The organism is Mesorhizobium sp. M1342, assembly GCF_040317955.1.
Taxonomy (GTDB): Bacteria; Pseudomonadota; Alphaproteobacteria; order Rhizobiales; family Rhizobiaceae; genus Mesorhizobium.
This window is the reverse complement of record NZ_JAMYLI010000016.1, coordinates 1-16,482: the sequence shown is the minus strand read 5'-3', so window position 1 is coordinate 16,482 and position 16,482 is coordinate 1. Positions and strand designations below refer to the sequence as shown.

At 63.5% G+C, this 16,482-nt stretch carries 10 protein-coding genes; 6 read left to right on the top strand and 4 right to left on the bottom strand.

Annotated features, from left to right (window positions below):
- Positions 1–46 precede the first annotated feature (46 nt).
- On the top strand, positions 47–997 hold the full coding sequence (locus NKH06_RS17810) for an SPFH domain-containing protein (protein ID WP_352893575.1): 951 nt from the start codon (positions 47–49) through the stop codon (positions 995–997).
- An 11-nt stretch (positions 998–1,008) separates the two neighbouring features.
- A complete protein-coding gene (locus NKH06_RS17805) occupies positions 1,009–1,473 on the top strand; it encodes an NfeD family protein (protein WP_352632051.1) in 465 nt (154 codons plus the stop codon).
- 65 nt (positions 1,474–1,538) lie between these two features.
- Here the strand turns inward: NKH06_RS17805 and NKH06_RS17800 are convergent, their stop codons facing one another.
- Positions 1,539–2,540: a KpsF/GutQ family sugar-phosphate isomerase gene (locus NKH06_RS17800; RefSeq protein ID WP_352893573.1), complete on the bottom strand. Its 1,002-nt coding sequence runs from the start codon at positions 2,538–2,540 to the stop codon at positions 1,539–1,541.
- Between the two features lie 250 nt (positions 2,541–2,790).
- Between NKH06_RS17800 and NKH06_RS17795 the strand changes: the two genes are divergently transcribed.
- On the top strand, positions 2,791–4,581 hold the full coding sequence (locus tag NKH06_RS17795) for an outer membrane beta-barrel protein (protein ID WP_352677069.1): 1,791 nt from the start codon (positions 2,791–2,793) through the stop codon (positions 4,579–4,581).
- Positions 4,582–4,621: 40 nt separating this feature from the next.
- Here the strand turns inward: NKH06_RS17795 and galU are convergent, their stop codons facing one another.
- A complete protein-coding gene (gene galU / locus NKH06_RS17790) occupies positions 4,622–5,527 on the bottom strand; it encodes a UTP--glucose-1-phosphate uridylyltransferase GalU (RefSeq protein WP_352610320.1) in 906 nt (301 codons plus the stop codon).
- 209 nt (positions 5,528–5,736) lie between these two features.
- On the opposite strand from galU, the gene NKH06_RS17785 reads away from it, so the two are divergent.
- Both NKH06_RS17785 and NKH06_RS17780 read left to right on the top strand, forming a co-directional pair.
- Positions 5,737–6,957, top strand: coding sequence for a lytic murein transglycosylase (locus NKH06_RS17785; RefSeq protein ID WP_352751630.1), 1,221 nt, complete (start codon positions 5,737–5,739; stop codon positions 6,955–6,957).
- A gap of 128 nt (positions 6,958–7,085) precedes the next feature.
- On the top strand, positions 7,086–8,300 hold the full coding sequence (locus tag NKH06_RS17780) for an SGNH/GDSL hydrolase family protein (protein WP_352893572.1): 1,215 nt from the start codon (positions 7,086–7,088) through the stop codon (positions 8,298–8,300).
- 161 nt (positions 8,301–8,461) lie between these two features.
- Here NKH06_RS17780 and NKH06_RS17775 read toward each other — a convergent pair whose 3' ends face one another.
- Both NKH06_RS17775 and gltB read right to left on the bottom strand, forming a co-directional pair.
- Complete coding sequence (locus NKH06_RS17775) at positions 8,462–9,916, bottom strand: glutamate synthase subunit beta (RefSeq protein ID WP_352893570.1); 1,455 nt, start codon at positions 9,914–9,916, stop codon at positions 8,462–8,464.
- Between the two features lie 140 nt (positions 9,917–10,056).
- Positions 10,057–14,793, bottom strand: coding sequence for a glutamate synthase large subunit (gene gltB / locus NKH06_RS17770; protein ID WP_352893568.1), 4,737 nt, complete (start codon positions 14,791–14,793; stop codon positions 10,057–10,059).
- Positions 14,794–15,286: 493 nt separating this feature from the next.
- Here gltB and NKH06_RS17765 point away from each other — a divergent pair, with 493 nt between their 5' ends.
- Entirely contained in the window at positions 15,287–16,336 is a 1,050-nt protein-coding gene (locus NKH06_RS17765; protein WP_352441859.1) for a threonine aldolase family protein, read from the top strand.
- Positions 16,337–16,482 lie beyond the last annotated feature (146 nt).

Genomic DNA, 16,482 nt, shown 5'->3' with positions numbered 1-16,482 from the left:
GCAGCGCGAGAATGGCTTGTGCGGCCTTCGTCTGAGGGAGAGCCAAATGAATTTCAGTGGTTTCGATATTGCGGTTGGTGCACTTGCACTTCTGGTATTGGTGCTGCTGATCAAAGGCATCAGGACAATCCCGCAAGGTTACAATTATACGGTGGAGCGTTTTGGCCGTTACACCAAGACACTGAGCCCAGGCCTCAATTTCATTTTCCCGTTCATCGACCGTATCGGCGCCAAGATGAACATGATGGAGCAGGTGCTCGACGTCCCGAGCCAGGAAATCATCACCCGCGACAACGCCATTGTCGGTGTCGACGGCATCGCCTTTTTCCAGATACTCAACGCGGCGCAGGCCGCCTACCAGGTTTCCGGCCTGCAGAACGCCATCCTCAATCTGACGATGACCAACATCCGTACCGTCATGGGTTCGATGGATCTCGATGAACTCCTGTCGAACCGCGACGCCATCAACGAGCGCCTGCTGCGCGTCGTCGATGAAGCAGCCCACCCGTGGGGCATCAAGATCACCCGCGTCGAAATCAAGGACATCAACCCGCCGGCCAACCTTATCGAATCGATGGGCCGGCAGATGACCGCGGAACGCAACAAGCGTGCCCAGATCCTTGCCGCCGAAGGCCTCAAGCAGTCGCAGATCCTCGAGGCCGAGGGCCGCAAGGAAGCCGCCTTCCGCGATGCCGAGGCGCGCGAACGTTCGGCCGAGGCGGAAGCCCGCGCCACCCAGGTGGTGTCGGAAGCGATCTCCAAAGGCGATGTGCAGGCGCTGAACTATTTCGTAGCGCTGAAATACACTGAAGCGCTTGGCAGGATCGGCACGGCCACCAACAGCAAGATCGTGCTGATGCCCTTCGAGGCATCGTCGCTGATCGGTTCGCTCGGCGGTATTGGCGAGATCGCCAAGGAAGTCTTCCGCAGCGAAGGCACGACCGGCTCGCAAAGGCAGGCCGCGCGCCCGCCGGTCGTTCGCCCAACCGACAACTGAGGTCGAAACCAATGATTGACCGCATCGTTTCCGAACTCGGCCCGTGGAACTGGATGGTACTCGGTTTCGTCCTGCTGGTGATGGAAATCATCGCACCGGGTATCTTCATGCTGTGGATCGGCATCGCCGCGCTGATCATCGGCGCCGTGTCGCTGCTGGTCTGGGACGCCGGCTTCTGGACCTGGCAGGTCCAGGTCCTCGCCTTCCTGGCGCTGTCGCTGGTCTCGGCCTATGTCGGCAAGAAGCTGGTCGGCAGCCGCAACGACCCGACCGACCAGCCGCTGCTCAACCGGCGCGGCGCGCAAATGGTCGGCAGGATGGCGACACTTGCCGAGCCGATCCGGGACGGACGCGGCCGCATCAAGCTGGGCGATACGCTGTGGCGTGTCTCCGGCCCGGATTTGCCGGCCGGCACGCAAGTGCGCGTGACGGGCGCGGCCGATACGGATCTGGAACTGACCGTCGAGGCGGTCTGAACGAGCGGCGTTAAGAGTGTGTCGAGATCCGGGTCAGGCCGGCATCACCTGAATATCGACGCGCCTTAGGCCGCGCCGATACGCAGCAGGTCATGCAGGTGGATGAGGCCGACTGGTTTCCGGCCCTCCACCACCATCAGGCTGGTGATGGCTGAATTGTTGATCGTTTGCAGCGCCGTTGCCACCAGCGTGTCCGGCGTTGCGGTCTTCGGGCCTTTTGTCATCACCTGATCCACCGTCATCGCCAGCAGATTGCTGCCGATGTGACGGCGGATGTCGCCATCGGTGATGATGCCGACCAGCGCGCCGTCGGCGTCGGTGATAGCGACGCAGCCAAACCCCTTGCGCGACAGTTCCAGGATCGCGTCCTGCATGCCGGTGCCCGCAACCACCAGCGGCAGCCTGTCGCCGACATGCATGATCTCGCGGATCTGCGTCAGGTTGGCGCCGAGCTGGCCGCCCGGGTGAAAGGTGCGGAAATGATCCGGCGTGAAGCCGCGTGCTTCGAGCAGCGCGATCGCCAGCGCGTCGCCCATCACCAGTTGCAGCAGCGTCGATGTCGTTGGCGCCAGGCCGTGCGGACAGGCCTCTGGAGCGCGCGGCAAAAGCAGCACCACGTCCGCCGCCCGCGCCAGCGCCGATGTCTCTCCGGCGGTGATGGCGATCAGCGGAATGGAAAAGCGCCTGGAATAGGCGACGATGCCCATCAGTTCCTTGCTTTCGCCCGACCACGACATGGCGATGATGGCGTCGTCCCTGGCGATCATGCCGAGATCGCCGTGATTGGCTTCGGCGGGATGGACAAAGAAAGCCGGCGTGCCGGTCGAGGCCAGCGTCGCCGCGATCTTCGAACCGATATGGCCGCTTTTGCCGACGCCGGTGACGATGAGCCGGCCTTCAATCCCCGAGATCATCTCGACGGCCTGGGCGAAATGCCCGGCCAGCCCATTCTCCAGCGCCTCGGCAAGGGCTGCTACACCAGCCTGTTCTGTCGCCACCGTCCTCAGCGCCGAAGCGATCGAGGCTTGCCTGTCCGAAGGTTTCTTATCCATGGATCCCGCATGCATGGCTGATGCGATTAGCGCTTTGCCGGCGCGCTGTCCAACAGAAATGGCCCAAGGCGTGTTGCCCGAACGTGTGCGGTGGTTTTTGACGACGGCAGGGGCGAAAACCAAAAGCTTGACGCACGCGGTATGAATGCCTTTGGAAATCAGCGCTTCAGGCGGCTGACGGGCCGCCGCCTCAACCCTCCGTTAACCATCCCCATTTACGGTTCGGTAAGTATGGCGCGCGTGCGCCGCGCAAGCAGTGGTGGCGATGTCCGGGGCCCAGCCAGAAAATTCGACAGGACGAAAGGGCAAGGCGGTCTGCGCCTTGCTGCTGGCAACCAGCATGTTTGCCTTGCTGCGCCCGACTGCGCTCCATGCCCAGGAAACCGAACTGCGCGGAGAGGTTTCGGAATCGGCGATCCTGTCCGACCAGCAGCGCAAGGCGAGACAGCTGGCCCTGGCAGCGCAGGGTCAACAGCCGGCCAATGCAGCGCAGGACAATGCGCCGGCCCGCACCTATCTGCCGGCCAGCGCCGGTGCCGTGCCTGACGACGCCGACACTGGCGACGCCACCGCGACCGGCAGCCTCTTCGACCCGCCGGCAGCCACTGACGACACGTCCGCCGACACTGCGGCGCCGCCCAAGCCTCGCCGCCGCTCATCGACCGCCAGGCAGAATGCGGCTGACCAGGCCAAGGACAAGGCTGCCGACAAATCGAAAAAGAAGAAGAAATCGACGGCCGGCGCCTCCGACATCACCGCTTCCACGACGGCCTCCACGACGGACGCTGCCGATGGTGCAGAGACCGATGCGGACACGGCCAACCGCCGCGCCCTCACCATCGACAGTGCCGACAGGCAGAAGCTTGACCCAGGAGCGGAGCGCACGGACGCCATCGAAGGCCAGAAGAAGAAACCGGAGGATGATCCATTCGCCGCCACCGGCGTCAAATGGGGTTCCTTCGTCATCCGGCCGACGATCGAACAGGGCCTGACCGCCACATCGAACGGCGATTCGAGCAGTGCCGGCACGTCGGCGCTGCTGTCCGAGACGGCGCTGCGCTTTTCCGCCGCCTCCGACTGGCGCGAGAACTCAGCCACGATCGACGGCTATGGCCTTTTTCGCGAGACCGTCTCGGGTTACCCGGTTCACGACGAGCAAGGGCGCATCGAAGGCCAGCTCAATGTCGACCTCGACAATGAGTTGCGCGCCATCGCCAAGCTCGGCTACGAGGCCGTGCCGGAATCGGCATCATCGCCGGACGCCATCGCGGGCGTCAGCAAGCAGCCGCTGCGGCAGACCATCGATGGCAGCCTCGCCGTCGAAAAGCATCTCGGCAAGATGCAGTACACGTTGACCGGCGCGGTCTCGCACGACTTCTACGGCGACGCCAAGCTCTCGGACGGCACCTCGCTGTCGCAGAAGGATCAGGACTCCACGCTCTACACGGCGACGTTGCGCACCGGCTACGAGATCTCCCCTGCCCTGACCCCTTTCACCGAAATCGAGGTCGGCCGCCGGACCTATGATCAACGCATCGATAATGAAGGCTTCGAGCGCTCGTCGACGCGGCTCGGCGCCCGCGCTGGCCTTGCACTCGATATGGGTGAGAAGCTGTCGGGCGAATTCTCGGCCGGCTGGCTCAGGGAAGCGATCGACGACAAAAATCTTGATGCGATCTCCGGTGCCACCGTCAACGCCGACCTCAAATGGTCACCCGAGCGCGGCACAACGATCGGCCTGACCGGGCGGACTACCGTCGAGCCCACGACCACATCGGGCGAAAGCGGCGACATCCTCTATTCCGGTCGCCTGACAGGCGAACGCCAGATTCGCGCCAACCTCACCGCCAACGCGGCTCTGGGCCTCGACTGGCGTGATTACATCGGCATCGACGGCCATGACAGGGTATTGAGCGCCGAGGCCGGACTGACCTGGTGGCTGAACCGCTACGCCGGCCTGACCACAAGAGTGAGGACCGAGAAGCTGACCAGCAATCTGCCGGGCCGGGACTACACCGCCAACAGCATCTTCCTCGGCGTCAAGGTGCAGCGCTGAACGGCCGCACCAACGACATCCGGCCGCTCGCTAGAATACCTTAAAACGCAGCGCCGCGGCGCTCAGACGGCTTCAGCTCGTCGAGAAGCGTGCGGATGACGCCGGCCATGTTCTCGTTCATGTCGCTGCGCCACAGCGCGAAGGCGACGTTGGCCTCGACGAAGCCTTCCGGCGATCCGCAGTCGAACGTGCGGCCTCGATAGTGGTAGCCGTAGAAAGGCTGCTGCTTTTCCAGCTTCAGCATGGCGTCGGTGAGCTGGATCTCGTTGCCGGCGCCTTTTTCCTGGCCTTCGAGGATCTTGAATATCTCCGGCTGCAGGATGTAGCGGCCGTTGATGTAAAGATTGGACGGCGCGGTGCCGGCCTTCGGCTTTTCCACCATCTCGGTGATGCGGAAACCGTGATGCGTGTCCTCGCCGCGGCCGACGATGCCGTATTTGTGGGTTTCGGCGGGAGCGCATTCCTGCACCGCGATGATGTTGTTGCCGGTCTCCTCGTAGAGCTCGACCATTGCCTTCGTGCAGCTCTTCTCCGACTGCATGATCATGTCGGGCAGCAAAAGCGCGAAGGGCTCGTCGCCGACGAGCTCGCGGGCGCACCAGACGGCGTGACCAAGTCCCATCGGTACCTGCTGGCGTGTGAAACTGGTCTGCCCCGGCGCCGGCTGCAGCCGTTGCAGGCGGGCGAGCTGGTCGTCTTTGCCGCGCTGGGCCAGCGTGTCATAGAGTTCGAACTGGATGTCGAAATGGTCCTCGATGACGGCCTTGTTGCGGCCGGTGACGAAGATGAAATGCTCGATGCCGGCCTCGCGCGCTTCATCCACCACATACTGGATCACCGGCCGGTCGACGACGGTCAGCATTTCCTTCGGGACAGCCTTGGTGGCCGGGAGAAACCGTGTGCCGAGACCAGCGACCGGGAAGACTGCCTTGCGAACTCTCTTCATGCTTTCAATTATCCGTTTGAGGGCCAGCTCCGCAATCCCCGTTCCAAGACATTTTCACGCCGGAATTGGGGACTACTGGGCAACTGAGAGGAATGTCCACCGGTAAAGCTTCGAAGCGTCTTTTCGTTCCCGGTGGCGCCTATGGTAAACTAATTCCTAACCTGGTTCGGCGATGAATGGTCTTTCCTGAGACAGAGAAGGAGGAAAAGGTGTCCGTTCGCAATGCCGCAAAACGTTTTACCAGCGTCATAGCGGCAGCCAGCCTATCGCTCGCTCTGCTGATGCCTGGCCCCGCTTTCGCCGATGCCGGTTTCCGGCAGTGGGTCGCCGGCTTCCGCGCCACCGCCGTGCAGAGCGGCGTTTCCGGCGCCCTCTACGACCAGGCCTTCAGGAACATCAGGGATATAGATCCGGTGGTGCTGGAAAAGGCGCGTACGCAGCCTGAATTCACGGCCCCTGCCTGGGACTATTTCGACAACCGCGTCCATGACCAGTCGGTCGCCGTCGGCCAGCAGATGGCCAGGAAATGGAAGCCGTGGCTGGACCGGATCGAGGCCAGGTTCGGCGTCGACCGCTACATCCTGCTGGCCATCTGGTCTATGGAATCGAACTATGGCGAGATCCTCAAGCGCGACGACGTCATGCGCAATGTCGTGCGCTCGCTGGCGACCTTAGCCTATGCCGATCCGAAGCGGGCGAAATTCGCCCGCACCCAGCTGATCGCCGCGCTGAAGATCCTGCAGACCGGCGATATCGACGAAAGCCATCTGAGCGGATCCTGGGCCGGCGCCATGGGCCATACCCAGTTCATCCCGACCAGCTATCTCCACTATGCCGTCGACATGGACGGCAACGGCAAACGCGACATCTGGAATTCGATTCCCGATGCGCTGGCGACCTCCGCCAATCTGTTGAAGAAGAATGGCTGGCAGGCCGGCAAGACCTGGGGCTATGAGGTCGCCCTGCCGGCTGGCAAACTTCCCGGCGGTTCCAAGACGCTGTCGCAGTGGCAGGCGCTCGGCGTGGTCAGGGCCAACGGCAAGCCGTTCAAGAACGGCTCCGACAAAGCGACGCTGAAGGTGCCGGACGGCCGCAACGGGCCGGCCTTCCTGATGATCAAGAATTTCACGGTCATCAAAGCCTACAATAACGCCGACAAATATGCGCTGGCCGTCGGCCTTCTTGCCGACGAAATCGCCGGCTCCAGCGGTCTCGTGCAGGACTGGAAGCGGCCTTTCACCAAGCTCACTTTCGAGGAAAGGCAGGAGCTGCAGCAGCGGCTTTCCCAACATGGCCTTTATGACGGCAAGTTCGACGGCAAGATCGGCGACGGCTCGAAATCAGCCATCTTGGCTTTCCAGGCCAAGGCCGGCTTGACCCAGGACGGTTACCCGAGCATGGAAGTGCTGAAGTGGCTCCGGCAGAAATAGAGCCGCCTGCGGTGCCGCGCGGCCTTTCGGCCGCGCAAAGGACGCTGTAGCAATCTGGTTGGCGCAAAGTCCGTTTGAAAAGTACGACTTTTCAAAAAAAGGACCGCGCCAAGGGATGGAGGAAACGATTGGCTTCGGCTGCGCGCATCGCAGGGCTTGTTCGTCGCATGCCGGTGCTCATCCTGGCCGCGATCGTGCTCACCGTCGGTGTGGCTGGCGCCTTTCATGCGCCCGCCATGGCGCAGGAGCAGCAAAACCGCGGCTGGTCGCTGCGCGACCTTCTGTTCCCGCGCCGCAGCGAGCGCATCGAGCCGCCGCAGGACATCCAGAAAGCAAGGCCCAGGCCCAAGGCAAAAAAACCCCGCGCCCCTCGCCCGCCCGCGGAACCGGAAATCCCGGTGGTCGACAAGGCACCGGACGCCCGCACCGTCCTGGTAGTCGGCGACTTCATGGCGGCCGGCCTCGCCGAAGGCCTCGACACCGCCTTTGCCGAGAATACCGGCGTCAGGATCGTCGTTCGCAGCAATGGCTCGTCCGGCTTCGTACGCGACGACTTCTACAACTGGCCCGAACAGATCAAATCGCTGATCGAGACCGAAAAACCCGCCGCCGTGATCGTCATGCTGGGTTCCAACGACCGCCAGCAGATGAAGGTGGGTGACGTGCGCGAACAGCCCCGCTCTGAAACCTGGACCAAGGAATATGAGCGCCGGACCGAGGCGTTCGGCAAAGCTATCGCGGAGGCAAAGGTACCTTTCCTATGGGTCGGCATGCCGGCGTTCCGGGTGCCGAAGATGACCTCCGACATGCTGGCCTTCAACGACATCTACCATCAGGCCGCTGAAAGCCATGGCGGTGAATTCGTCGACGTCTGGGACGGCTTCGTCGATGAGAACGGTGCTTTCGTCACCAGCGGCCCCGACATCAACGGCCAGCCGGTGCGGCTGCGCGCCGATGACGGCATCAACGTCTCGAGGGCGGGCAAGCGCAAGCTCGCCTTCTATACCGAAAAACCGCTGCTGAAGATCCTCGGCCTGACCGCGCCGGGAAGCGTGGTTACGCCGTCCGCTCCGGCGGGCGCCCCTGTCGAGGCGCCGGCGCCGGCCGCGGCACCCATCGTCATCGACCGCACCGCGCCGATGCTGCTCAGCGATCCGGCACTCGATGGCGGCTCCGAGCTGCTTGGCGCGGCCCCGCCGGCGAAGGCAAGTCCGGACCTGCCCGGTGAAAAGCTTGTGGTCGAGGGCAAGGCACCGATTGCATCGCCCGGCCGCGCCGACGATTTCTCCTGGCCGCCGAAGGCTGCAGCCGCAACCGACACCACGACCGCGATCAATCGTTAGTATCGCTTCGCACCGGCTCCGAGGCCGTTTCGAAACTCGCTCCTGCGAGTCATATGATGGTGTTTTCGAGAACCGGAGCGGAGCGTACATTTGAGTACGCGAGCACCGGAAGCGCAGAAAACGCCTTCAGATGGCCGCAGGAGTAGAGTTTCCAAACGGGCTCAGCGCGGGAGGACGCTCGACCCCACCAACGCCTCGTCGATCGAGCGTGCCGCCTGGCGGCCCTCGCGGATCGCCCAGACGACCAGCGACTGGCCACGACGCACGTCGCCGGCCGCATAGAGCCTGTCCACGCTGGTCCTGTAGTCGCGGTCATTGGCCTCGACATTCCTGGAACGGCGGCTGTCGGTGGCGATCTTCATCTGCCCGTCCAATTCTCTCGCCACACCGGCCGCGGCCGGCCCGGCAAAGCCGATGGCGATGAAAGCGAGATCGGCACGAATGACGAATTCGGTACCGGCGATCGGCTTGCGCTTGTCATCGACCTCGCAGCACTTGACGCCGGTCAGTTGGCCTTCCTCGCCGATGAATTCGAGCGTCGCCACCTGGAATTCGCGCTCCGCGCCTTCGGCCTGCGAGGACGAGGTGCGCATCTTGGTCGCCCAGTAGGGCCAGACCGAAAGTTTGTCTTCCTTCTCCGGCGGCTGCGGGCGGATGTCGAGTTGGGTGACACGCACGGCGCCCTGGCGGAAGGCCGTGCCGACACAGTCGGACGCTGTATCGCCGCCGCCGACGACGACCACATGCTGGCCGCCGGCGATGATCGGATGCGACGGCCACGCCACCGACTGGATCGGTTCGCCGCCGACTCGCCTGTTCTGCTGCACCAGATAGGGCATCGCGTCATGCACGCCGCCGAGATCGTCGCCGGGAATGCCGGCCGCGCGCGGCGTTTCCGAGCCGCCGCAATAGAGCACGGCATCATGTTCGGCGAGCAGCTCGGCAACCGGCTTGTCGACGCCGACATTGACGCCGCAATGGAATGTCACGCCCTCACCCTGCATCTGCTCGATGCGCCGGTCGATATAGTGCTTCTCGATCTTGAAGTCGGGAATGCCGTAGCGCATCAGCCCGCCGGGCCGGCTTTCGCGCTCGTAGACATGGACATCGTGTCCGGCGCGGCCAAGCTGCTGGGCGGCCGCCATGCCGGCAGGGCCGGAGCCGATGACGGCGACGCGCTTGCCGGTTTTCTTCTCCGGTGGATAGGGCCTGATATGGCCGGTTTCATAGGCCTTGTCGGCGATCGCCTGCTCGACCGTCTTGATGGCGACGGGAATGTCCTCCAGGTTCAGCGTGCAGGCTTCCTCGCAGGGCGCGGGGCAGATGCGGCCGGTGAACTCCGGGAAATTGTTGGTCGAATGCAGGTTGCGGATCGCGTTGTCCCAATCGCCATTGTAGACGAGATCGTTCCAGTCCGGAATCTGGTTGTGGATCGGGCAGCCGGTCGGCCCGTGGCAGAACGGAATGCCACAATCCATGCAGCGCGCGGCCTGTTTCTCGACCTCATTGTCCGACATCGGCAGCGTGAATTCGCGGAAATGCCGGATGCGATCGGAGGCCGGCTGGTACTTGTGCACCTGCCGGTCGATTTCGAGAAAGCCTGTTACCTTGCCCATAGTCCAGTTCCTGCTGTCCAGATGGTACGGTTTTCGCCGCACCCGTTAACCCCTTGAGGCAGCCATGGCAACCTTGCGCCGGAGGTCAAACTGTCGATGAAGATGGGCCGGGAAGCCTGGGCTCCCCGGCAATTGCAAGCCTATTCCGCCGCGACGCCCATGCGCATGCGTTCCATCTCGATCAGGGCACGGCGATATTCGACCGGCATGATCTTGCGGAACTTCGGCCGGAAAGTCGTCCAGTCGTCGAGGATCTCGCGGCCACGCACCGACCCGGTGTAATGCACATGGTTGGAAATCAGCTGGTAAAGCCGCTCCTCGTCATGGCTGGTCATGTCGCCGGACACGTCGACGCGGCCCTTGTGGTCGAGGTCGCCGCCATGGTGCAGCAGCCTCTCCATCAAATCGTCTTCTTCGGGAACCGGCTCCAGCTCGACCATCGCCATGTTGCAGCGCTCGGCGAAGTCGCCTGCCTCATCGAGCACATAGGCGACGCCGCCCGACATGCCGGCGGCGAAGTTGCGGCCGGTCTTGCCTATGACGACGACGATGCCGCCGGTCATGTACTCGCAGCCATGGTCGCCAACGCCTTCGACGACGGCGGCGACGCCCGAATTGCGCACGGCGAAACGCTCGCCTGCGACGCCGGCGAAGTAGGCCTCGCCCTCGGTTGCGCCATAGAGCACCGTATTGCCGACGATGATGGACTCAGCCGCGACGATCTTGGCCCCTTCCGGCGGCCGGATGACGATGCGGCCGCCCGACAGGCCCTTGCCGACATAGTCGTTGCCGGCGCCGACAAGCTCGAACGAGATGCCGCGCGCCAGGAAGGCGCCGAAGGACTGGCCGGCAGTGCCGGTCAGCTTCACCTGGATCGTGTCCTCGCGCAGGCCCTTGTGCTTGAAGCGCTTGGCCACTTCACCCGACAGCATGGCGCCCGTCGAGCGGTCGACATTGCGGATGTCGACCTCGATCTTGACCGGCAGCTTGCTCTCAAGCGCCGGCTTGGCCAACTCGATCAGCTTGCGGTCGAGCACGTCGTCGATCGGGTGCTTCTGCCGCTCGGTCCAGTGCACCGCCTCATGCGGCGCATCCGGCTTGAAGAACATCTTCGAGAAATCGAGCCCGCGTGCCTTCCAGTGCACGATCAGGTCGCGCTTCTCCAGAAGATCGGTGTCGCCGATGATCTGGTCGAGATGGGTGTAGCCCATCTCGGCGAGCAGCTCCCTCACCTCTTCCGCGACATAGAAGAAGAAGTTGATGACATGCTCGGGCGTGCCCTTGAAGCGCTTGCGCAGCACCGGATCCTGCGTCGCGACGCCGACCGGGCAGGTGTTGAGATGGCACTTGCGCATCATGATGCAGCCGGCCGCGATCAACGGCGCGGTCGAGAAGCCGAATTCATCGGCGCCGAGCAGCGCGCCGATGATCACGTCGCGCCCGGTGCGCAAGCCGCCGTCGACCTGCAGCGCGACGCGCGACCGCAAGCCGTTCAGCACCAGCGTCTGGTGCGTCTCGGCAAGGCCCATTTCCCAAGGGCTGCCGGCATGCTTGAGCGAGGTCAGCGGCGAGGCGCCCGTGCCGCCGTCATAGCCCGAAATGGTGATGTGGTCGGCGCGTGCCTTGGCAACGCCCGCCGCAACCGTGCCGACGCCGACTTCCGACACCAGCTTGACCGACACGTCGGCCGCCGGATTGACGTTCTTCAGATCGTAGATCAGCTGTGCCAGATCCTCGATCGAATAAATGTCGTGATGCGGCGGCGGCGAGATCAGGCCGACGCCCGGCGTCGAATGCCGGACCTTGGCGATGGTCGCGTCGACCTTGTGGCCGGGCAACTGGCCGCCCTCGCCGGGCTTGGCGCCCTGCGCCACCTTGATCTGCATCATGTCGGAATTGACGAGGTATTCGGCCGTGACGCCGAAACGCCCCGAGGCGATCTGCTTGATCGCCGAGCGTTCGGGGTTCTTGCCGCCGCCGGGCAGCGGCAGATAGCGGTCGGCCTCTTCGCCGCCCTCGCCGGTGTTCGACTTGCCGCCGATCTGGTTCATCGCGCGCGCCAGCGTCGTGTGCGCTTCGCGCGAGATCGAACCGAACGACATCGCCCCGGTCGAGAACCGCTTGACGATGTCGGCCGCTGACATGACGTCGTCGAGCGCCGCTTTCTTGCGGCCGGTTTCTCCGGCCAGCTTGATCTTGAACAGGCCGCGAATGGTCTGGGCGCGGGCCGTCTCGCTGTCGATCTGGGCGGAATAGTCCTTGAACGTTTCCCACGATCCCTGGCGCACGGCGTGCTGCAAGGTGGCGACAGCGTCGGGCGACCAGATATGGGCCTCGCCGCGCATGCGGTACATGTACTCGCCGCCGACCTCGAGGCTGTTGCGCAGCACGGGGTCGTTGCCGAAACCGTCATTGTGGCGGCTTAGCGTCTCGGCCGCGATCTCGTCCAGCCCGACGCCTTCGATCAGCGTCGCGGTGCCGGTGAAATATTGCTGCACGAAATCGGTCTTCAGGCCGATGGCGTCGAAAATCTGCGCGCCGCAATAGGACTGATAGGTCGAGATGCCCATCTTGGACATCACCTTGAGGATGCCCTTGCCGATCGACTTGATGTAGCGCGTGACGACTTCGTAGGCGTCCACCTCCTTCGGCAGTTCCCCGCGCTTGTGCATGTCGAGCAGCGTGTCGAAGGCAAGGTAAGGGTTGATCGCCTCGGCGCCATAGCCGGCAAGGCAGCAGAAATGATGCACTTCGCGCGGCTCGCCGGATTCGACGACGAGCCCGACCGAGGTGCGCAGCCCCTTGCGGATGAGGTGATGATGGACCGCAGCCGTAGCCAGCAGCGCCGGTATGGCGATGCGGTCCGGCCCGACCTGGCGGTCGGACAGGATGATGATGTTGTAGCCGCCGGCGACCGCCGCCTCCGCCCGCTCGCACAACCGGTCGATGGCGCCCTGCATGCCCGCGGCCCCTTCGGCCGAGCCATAGGTGATGTCGATCGTCTTGGTGTCGAAGCGGTCCTCGGTGTGGCCGATGGAACGGATTTTTTCGAGATCGCCATTGGTCAGGATCGGCTGGCGCACCTCAAGCCGCTTGCGGCGCGAATTGCCGACCAGGTCGAAGATGTTGGGCCGTGGCCCGATGAAGGACACCAGGCTCATCACCAGCTCCTCGCGGATCGGGTCGATCGGCGGATTGGTGACCTGGGCGAAATTCTGCTTGAAATAGGTGTAGAGCAGCTTCGACTTGTCCGACATCGCCGAGATCGGCGTGTCGGTGCCCATCGAGCCCACCGCCTCCTGGCCTGTTGTCGCCATCGGCGACATCAAAAGCTTGGTGTCTTCCTGGCTGTAGCCGAACGCCTGCTGGCGATCGAGCAGGCTGACATCCTTGCGCAGCGCGCGCGGCTCGACCGGCTTCAAATCTTCGAGGATGAGCTGTGTGTTGGCGAGCCAGGTCTTGTAGGGATGCTTGGTCGCGATCTCCGACTTGAGCTCCTCGTCGGAGACGATACGCCCCTTCTCCAGGTCGATCAGCAGCATCCGGCCTGGCTGCAGCCGCCACTTCTTGACGATCTTCTCCTCGGGCACCGGCAGCACGCCGGCTTCCGAGGCCATGATGACGCGGTCGTCGTCGGTGACGATGTAGCGTGCCGGGCGCAGGCCATTGCGGTCGAGCGTGGCGCCGATCTGGCGTCCATCGGTGAAAACCACCGCCGCCGGCCCGTCCCACGGCTCCATCAGTGCCGCATGGTATTCGTAGAAGGCCTTGCGATCGGCATCCATGAGCTTGTTGCCGGCCCAGGCTTCCGGGATCAGCATCATCATGGCGTGGCTGAGCCTGTACCCGCCCTGGAACAGGAACTCGAGCGCATTGTCGAAGCAGGCGGTGTCGGACTGGCCGTCATAGGAAATCGGCCACAGCTTCGAGATGTTGTTGCCGAACAGTTCGGAATCGACCGACGCCTGGCGCGCAGCCATCCAGTTGTTGTTGCCGCGCACGGTGTTGATCTCGCCATTGTGGGCGACCATGCGGTAGGGATGCGCCAGCTTCCAAGACGGGAAGGTGTTGGTCGAGAAGCGCTGGTGGACGAGGATCAGCGCGGTCTCGAAGCGCGGATCGATCAGGTCCTTGTAATAGGCGCCGACCTGGTAGGCCAGGAACATGCCCTTGTAGACGATGGTGCGCGCCGACAGCGACACGCAATAGGCGCCGATGTCCTTGTTGTCGTTCTCGGCGTAGATGCGGCCCGATATCACCTTGCGCAGCAGATAGAGCCTGGCCTCGTATTCCTCGTCATCGGTAATGTCTGGCGTGCGGCCGATGAATATCTGCCGATGGAACGGCTCGGATGCCACGATGTCAGGCGCCTTCGACAGCGACGAATTGTCGACGGGCACGTCACGGAAACCCATGAGCGGAAGCCCCTCGGATTGCGCCGATTCGGCAATGATGTCCTCGATATGGGCGCGAAGGGCCGCGTCCTGCGGCATGAACCAGTGTCCAACGCCGTACTGGCCGGCCGGCGGCAGGTCGATGCCCTGGGCCGCCATCTCCTCACGGAAGAATTGGTCGGGAAGCTGCACCAGCACGCCGGCGCCATCGCCGACCAGCGGATCGGCGCCAACGGCGCCGCGATGCGTCAGGTTTTCGAGCACAGCCAGCCCGTCCTTGACGATCTGATGCGACTTCACGCCCTTCATATTGACGATGAAGCCGACGCCGCAGGCGTCATGCTCGTTGCGAGGATCGTAAAGGCCCTGGGCGGAAAGGCCGTTGGCGGTTCGGCCAATATCGGTCCGGGACATGGTTTTGACGGTTGCCGCTTTCGTCTGCGCGGCCTGGCCGTTCGTCGCAGAGTGCGTCATGTCCGTCATCTCCTGTCCTCCATTCCCAGCCATTCAGGCGCTGGTTTGCCTCGGCAAGCGCTTGGCTCACCCTGATCCTTGTGGCACGTCTTGCGAAATCCTTGCCGAACCAGGCGGCTTTCCGCATGGATCGCATCTGGTAATCGTACAGGCCAGAGTCTGGCTGTCCACCTGTCGCTCGCGGCAACAGCCGGAGAGGCCCAAATGATACGCCAATCCAGCTCGTTTTGTGCGACAAAATAAGACAGCACTACTGTCCTAAATTTTTATCGCAGAAATCTGGGACGCACACAAGACCGATTCACAAAAAACTTGGGCTTTCCGCGACAGAAAATGTCGTGAAGTTGAGGAAAACGTAAGCTTCAGTCTTCGACCTGGGCTTTGTCGGTTGGCTGGCTTTACCATTTTTCCGGCGCCTGGCCCCTTGCGGTCCGCTCGCGAAACCGGTCAACTTCAGGCTGATTTCCCCAAAGCCCCGATCTCCCAAGACATAGGCAGATGCATGTTCTTCGCTTCCGACAATTGGGCAGGCGCCCATCCCAATATTGCCGCCGGCCTGTCGGCCAATGCCGGCGGCTTTTCCACCGCCTATGGCGACGGTGCGCTCGACCGGGCAGTCTACCAGCGCTTCAGTGAGATTTTCGAACGCGAGGTCGCGGTGTTCTTCGTGGCCACCGGCACGGCCGCCAACTCGCTGGCGCTCACCGCTTACAACAAGCCGGGCGGCATTTCCTTTGCTCATCGCGAATCGCATGTCATCGAGGACGAATGCGGCGCGCCGGTGTATTTTTCCGGCGGCTCTCGCCTGCATGACATCGATGGCGCGCTGGGCAAGATCGATCCGCCCAATCTGGAAAGGACCATCGGCCGTTTCGCACCGGAAATCGTCCATTGGGGACGGCCGATGGCCGTTTCGATCACCCAGTCGACCGAGGTCGGCACCATCTACGGCCTGGATGAGATCGAGACGATCTCCGCGATCGCCAAACAATATTCGGTGCCCCTGCACATGGATGGCGCCCGCTTTGCCAATGCGCTGGTCGCACTCGACACGACACCGGCCGAAATGACCTGGAAACGCGGCGTCGACATCCTCTCCTTCGGCGGCACCAAGAACGGCTGCTGGTGCGCCGAGGCGGTCGTGCTGTTCGATCTTGATCGTGCCAGGGAATTGGCCTTCCTGCGCAAGCGCGCCGCCCAGCTGTTTTCGAAATCGCGCTTCGTCGCGGCGCAGTTCGAGGCCTATTTCAAGGATGGACTGTGGCTGGACACCGCCCGCCACGCCAACGCTATGGCCGCACGCCTTGCCGCCGCGATCGAGGATTCGGCCACGGCCAAGCTGGCATGGCTGCCGCAGGCGAACGAGGTTTTCGCGGTGATCAAGAAAGCCGAGGCCGAGGGGCTGCAGGCCGCGGGGGCCGCCTTCTACGACTGGCACAAGCCGCATGGCTTTGACGGCCACATCGGCGAGGACGAGTTGCTCTACCGCTTCGTCACCAGCTTTGCGACGACAGCCGATGAAGTCGACCGTTTTGGCCAGCTGATCGCCTGATAACGGATATCCCGGACAACAAAAAAGCGGGGGGGGGGGGGGGGCCGGGCGGGGCGGGGGGGGGCGGGGTTTTTTTGGGGGGGGGGGGGGGGGGGGGGGTTTGGGGTGGGGGGGGCACCCGGGAAGGGGGAGTTGGGGGGGGGGCG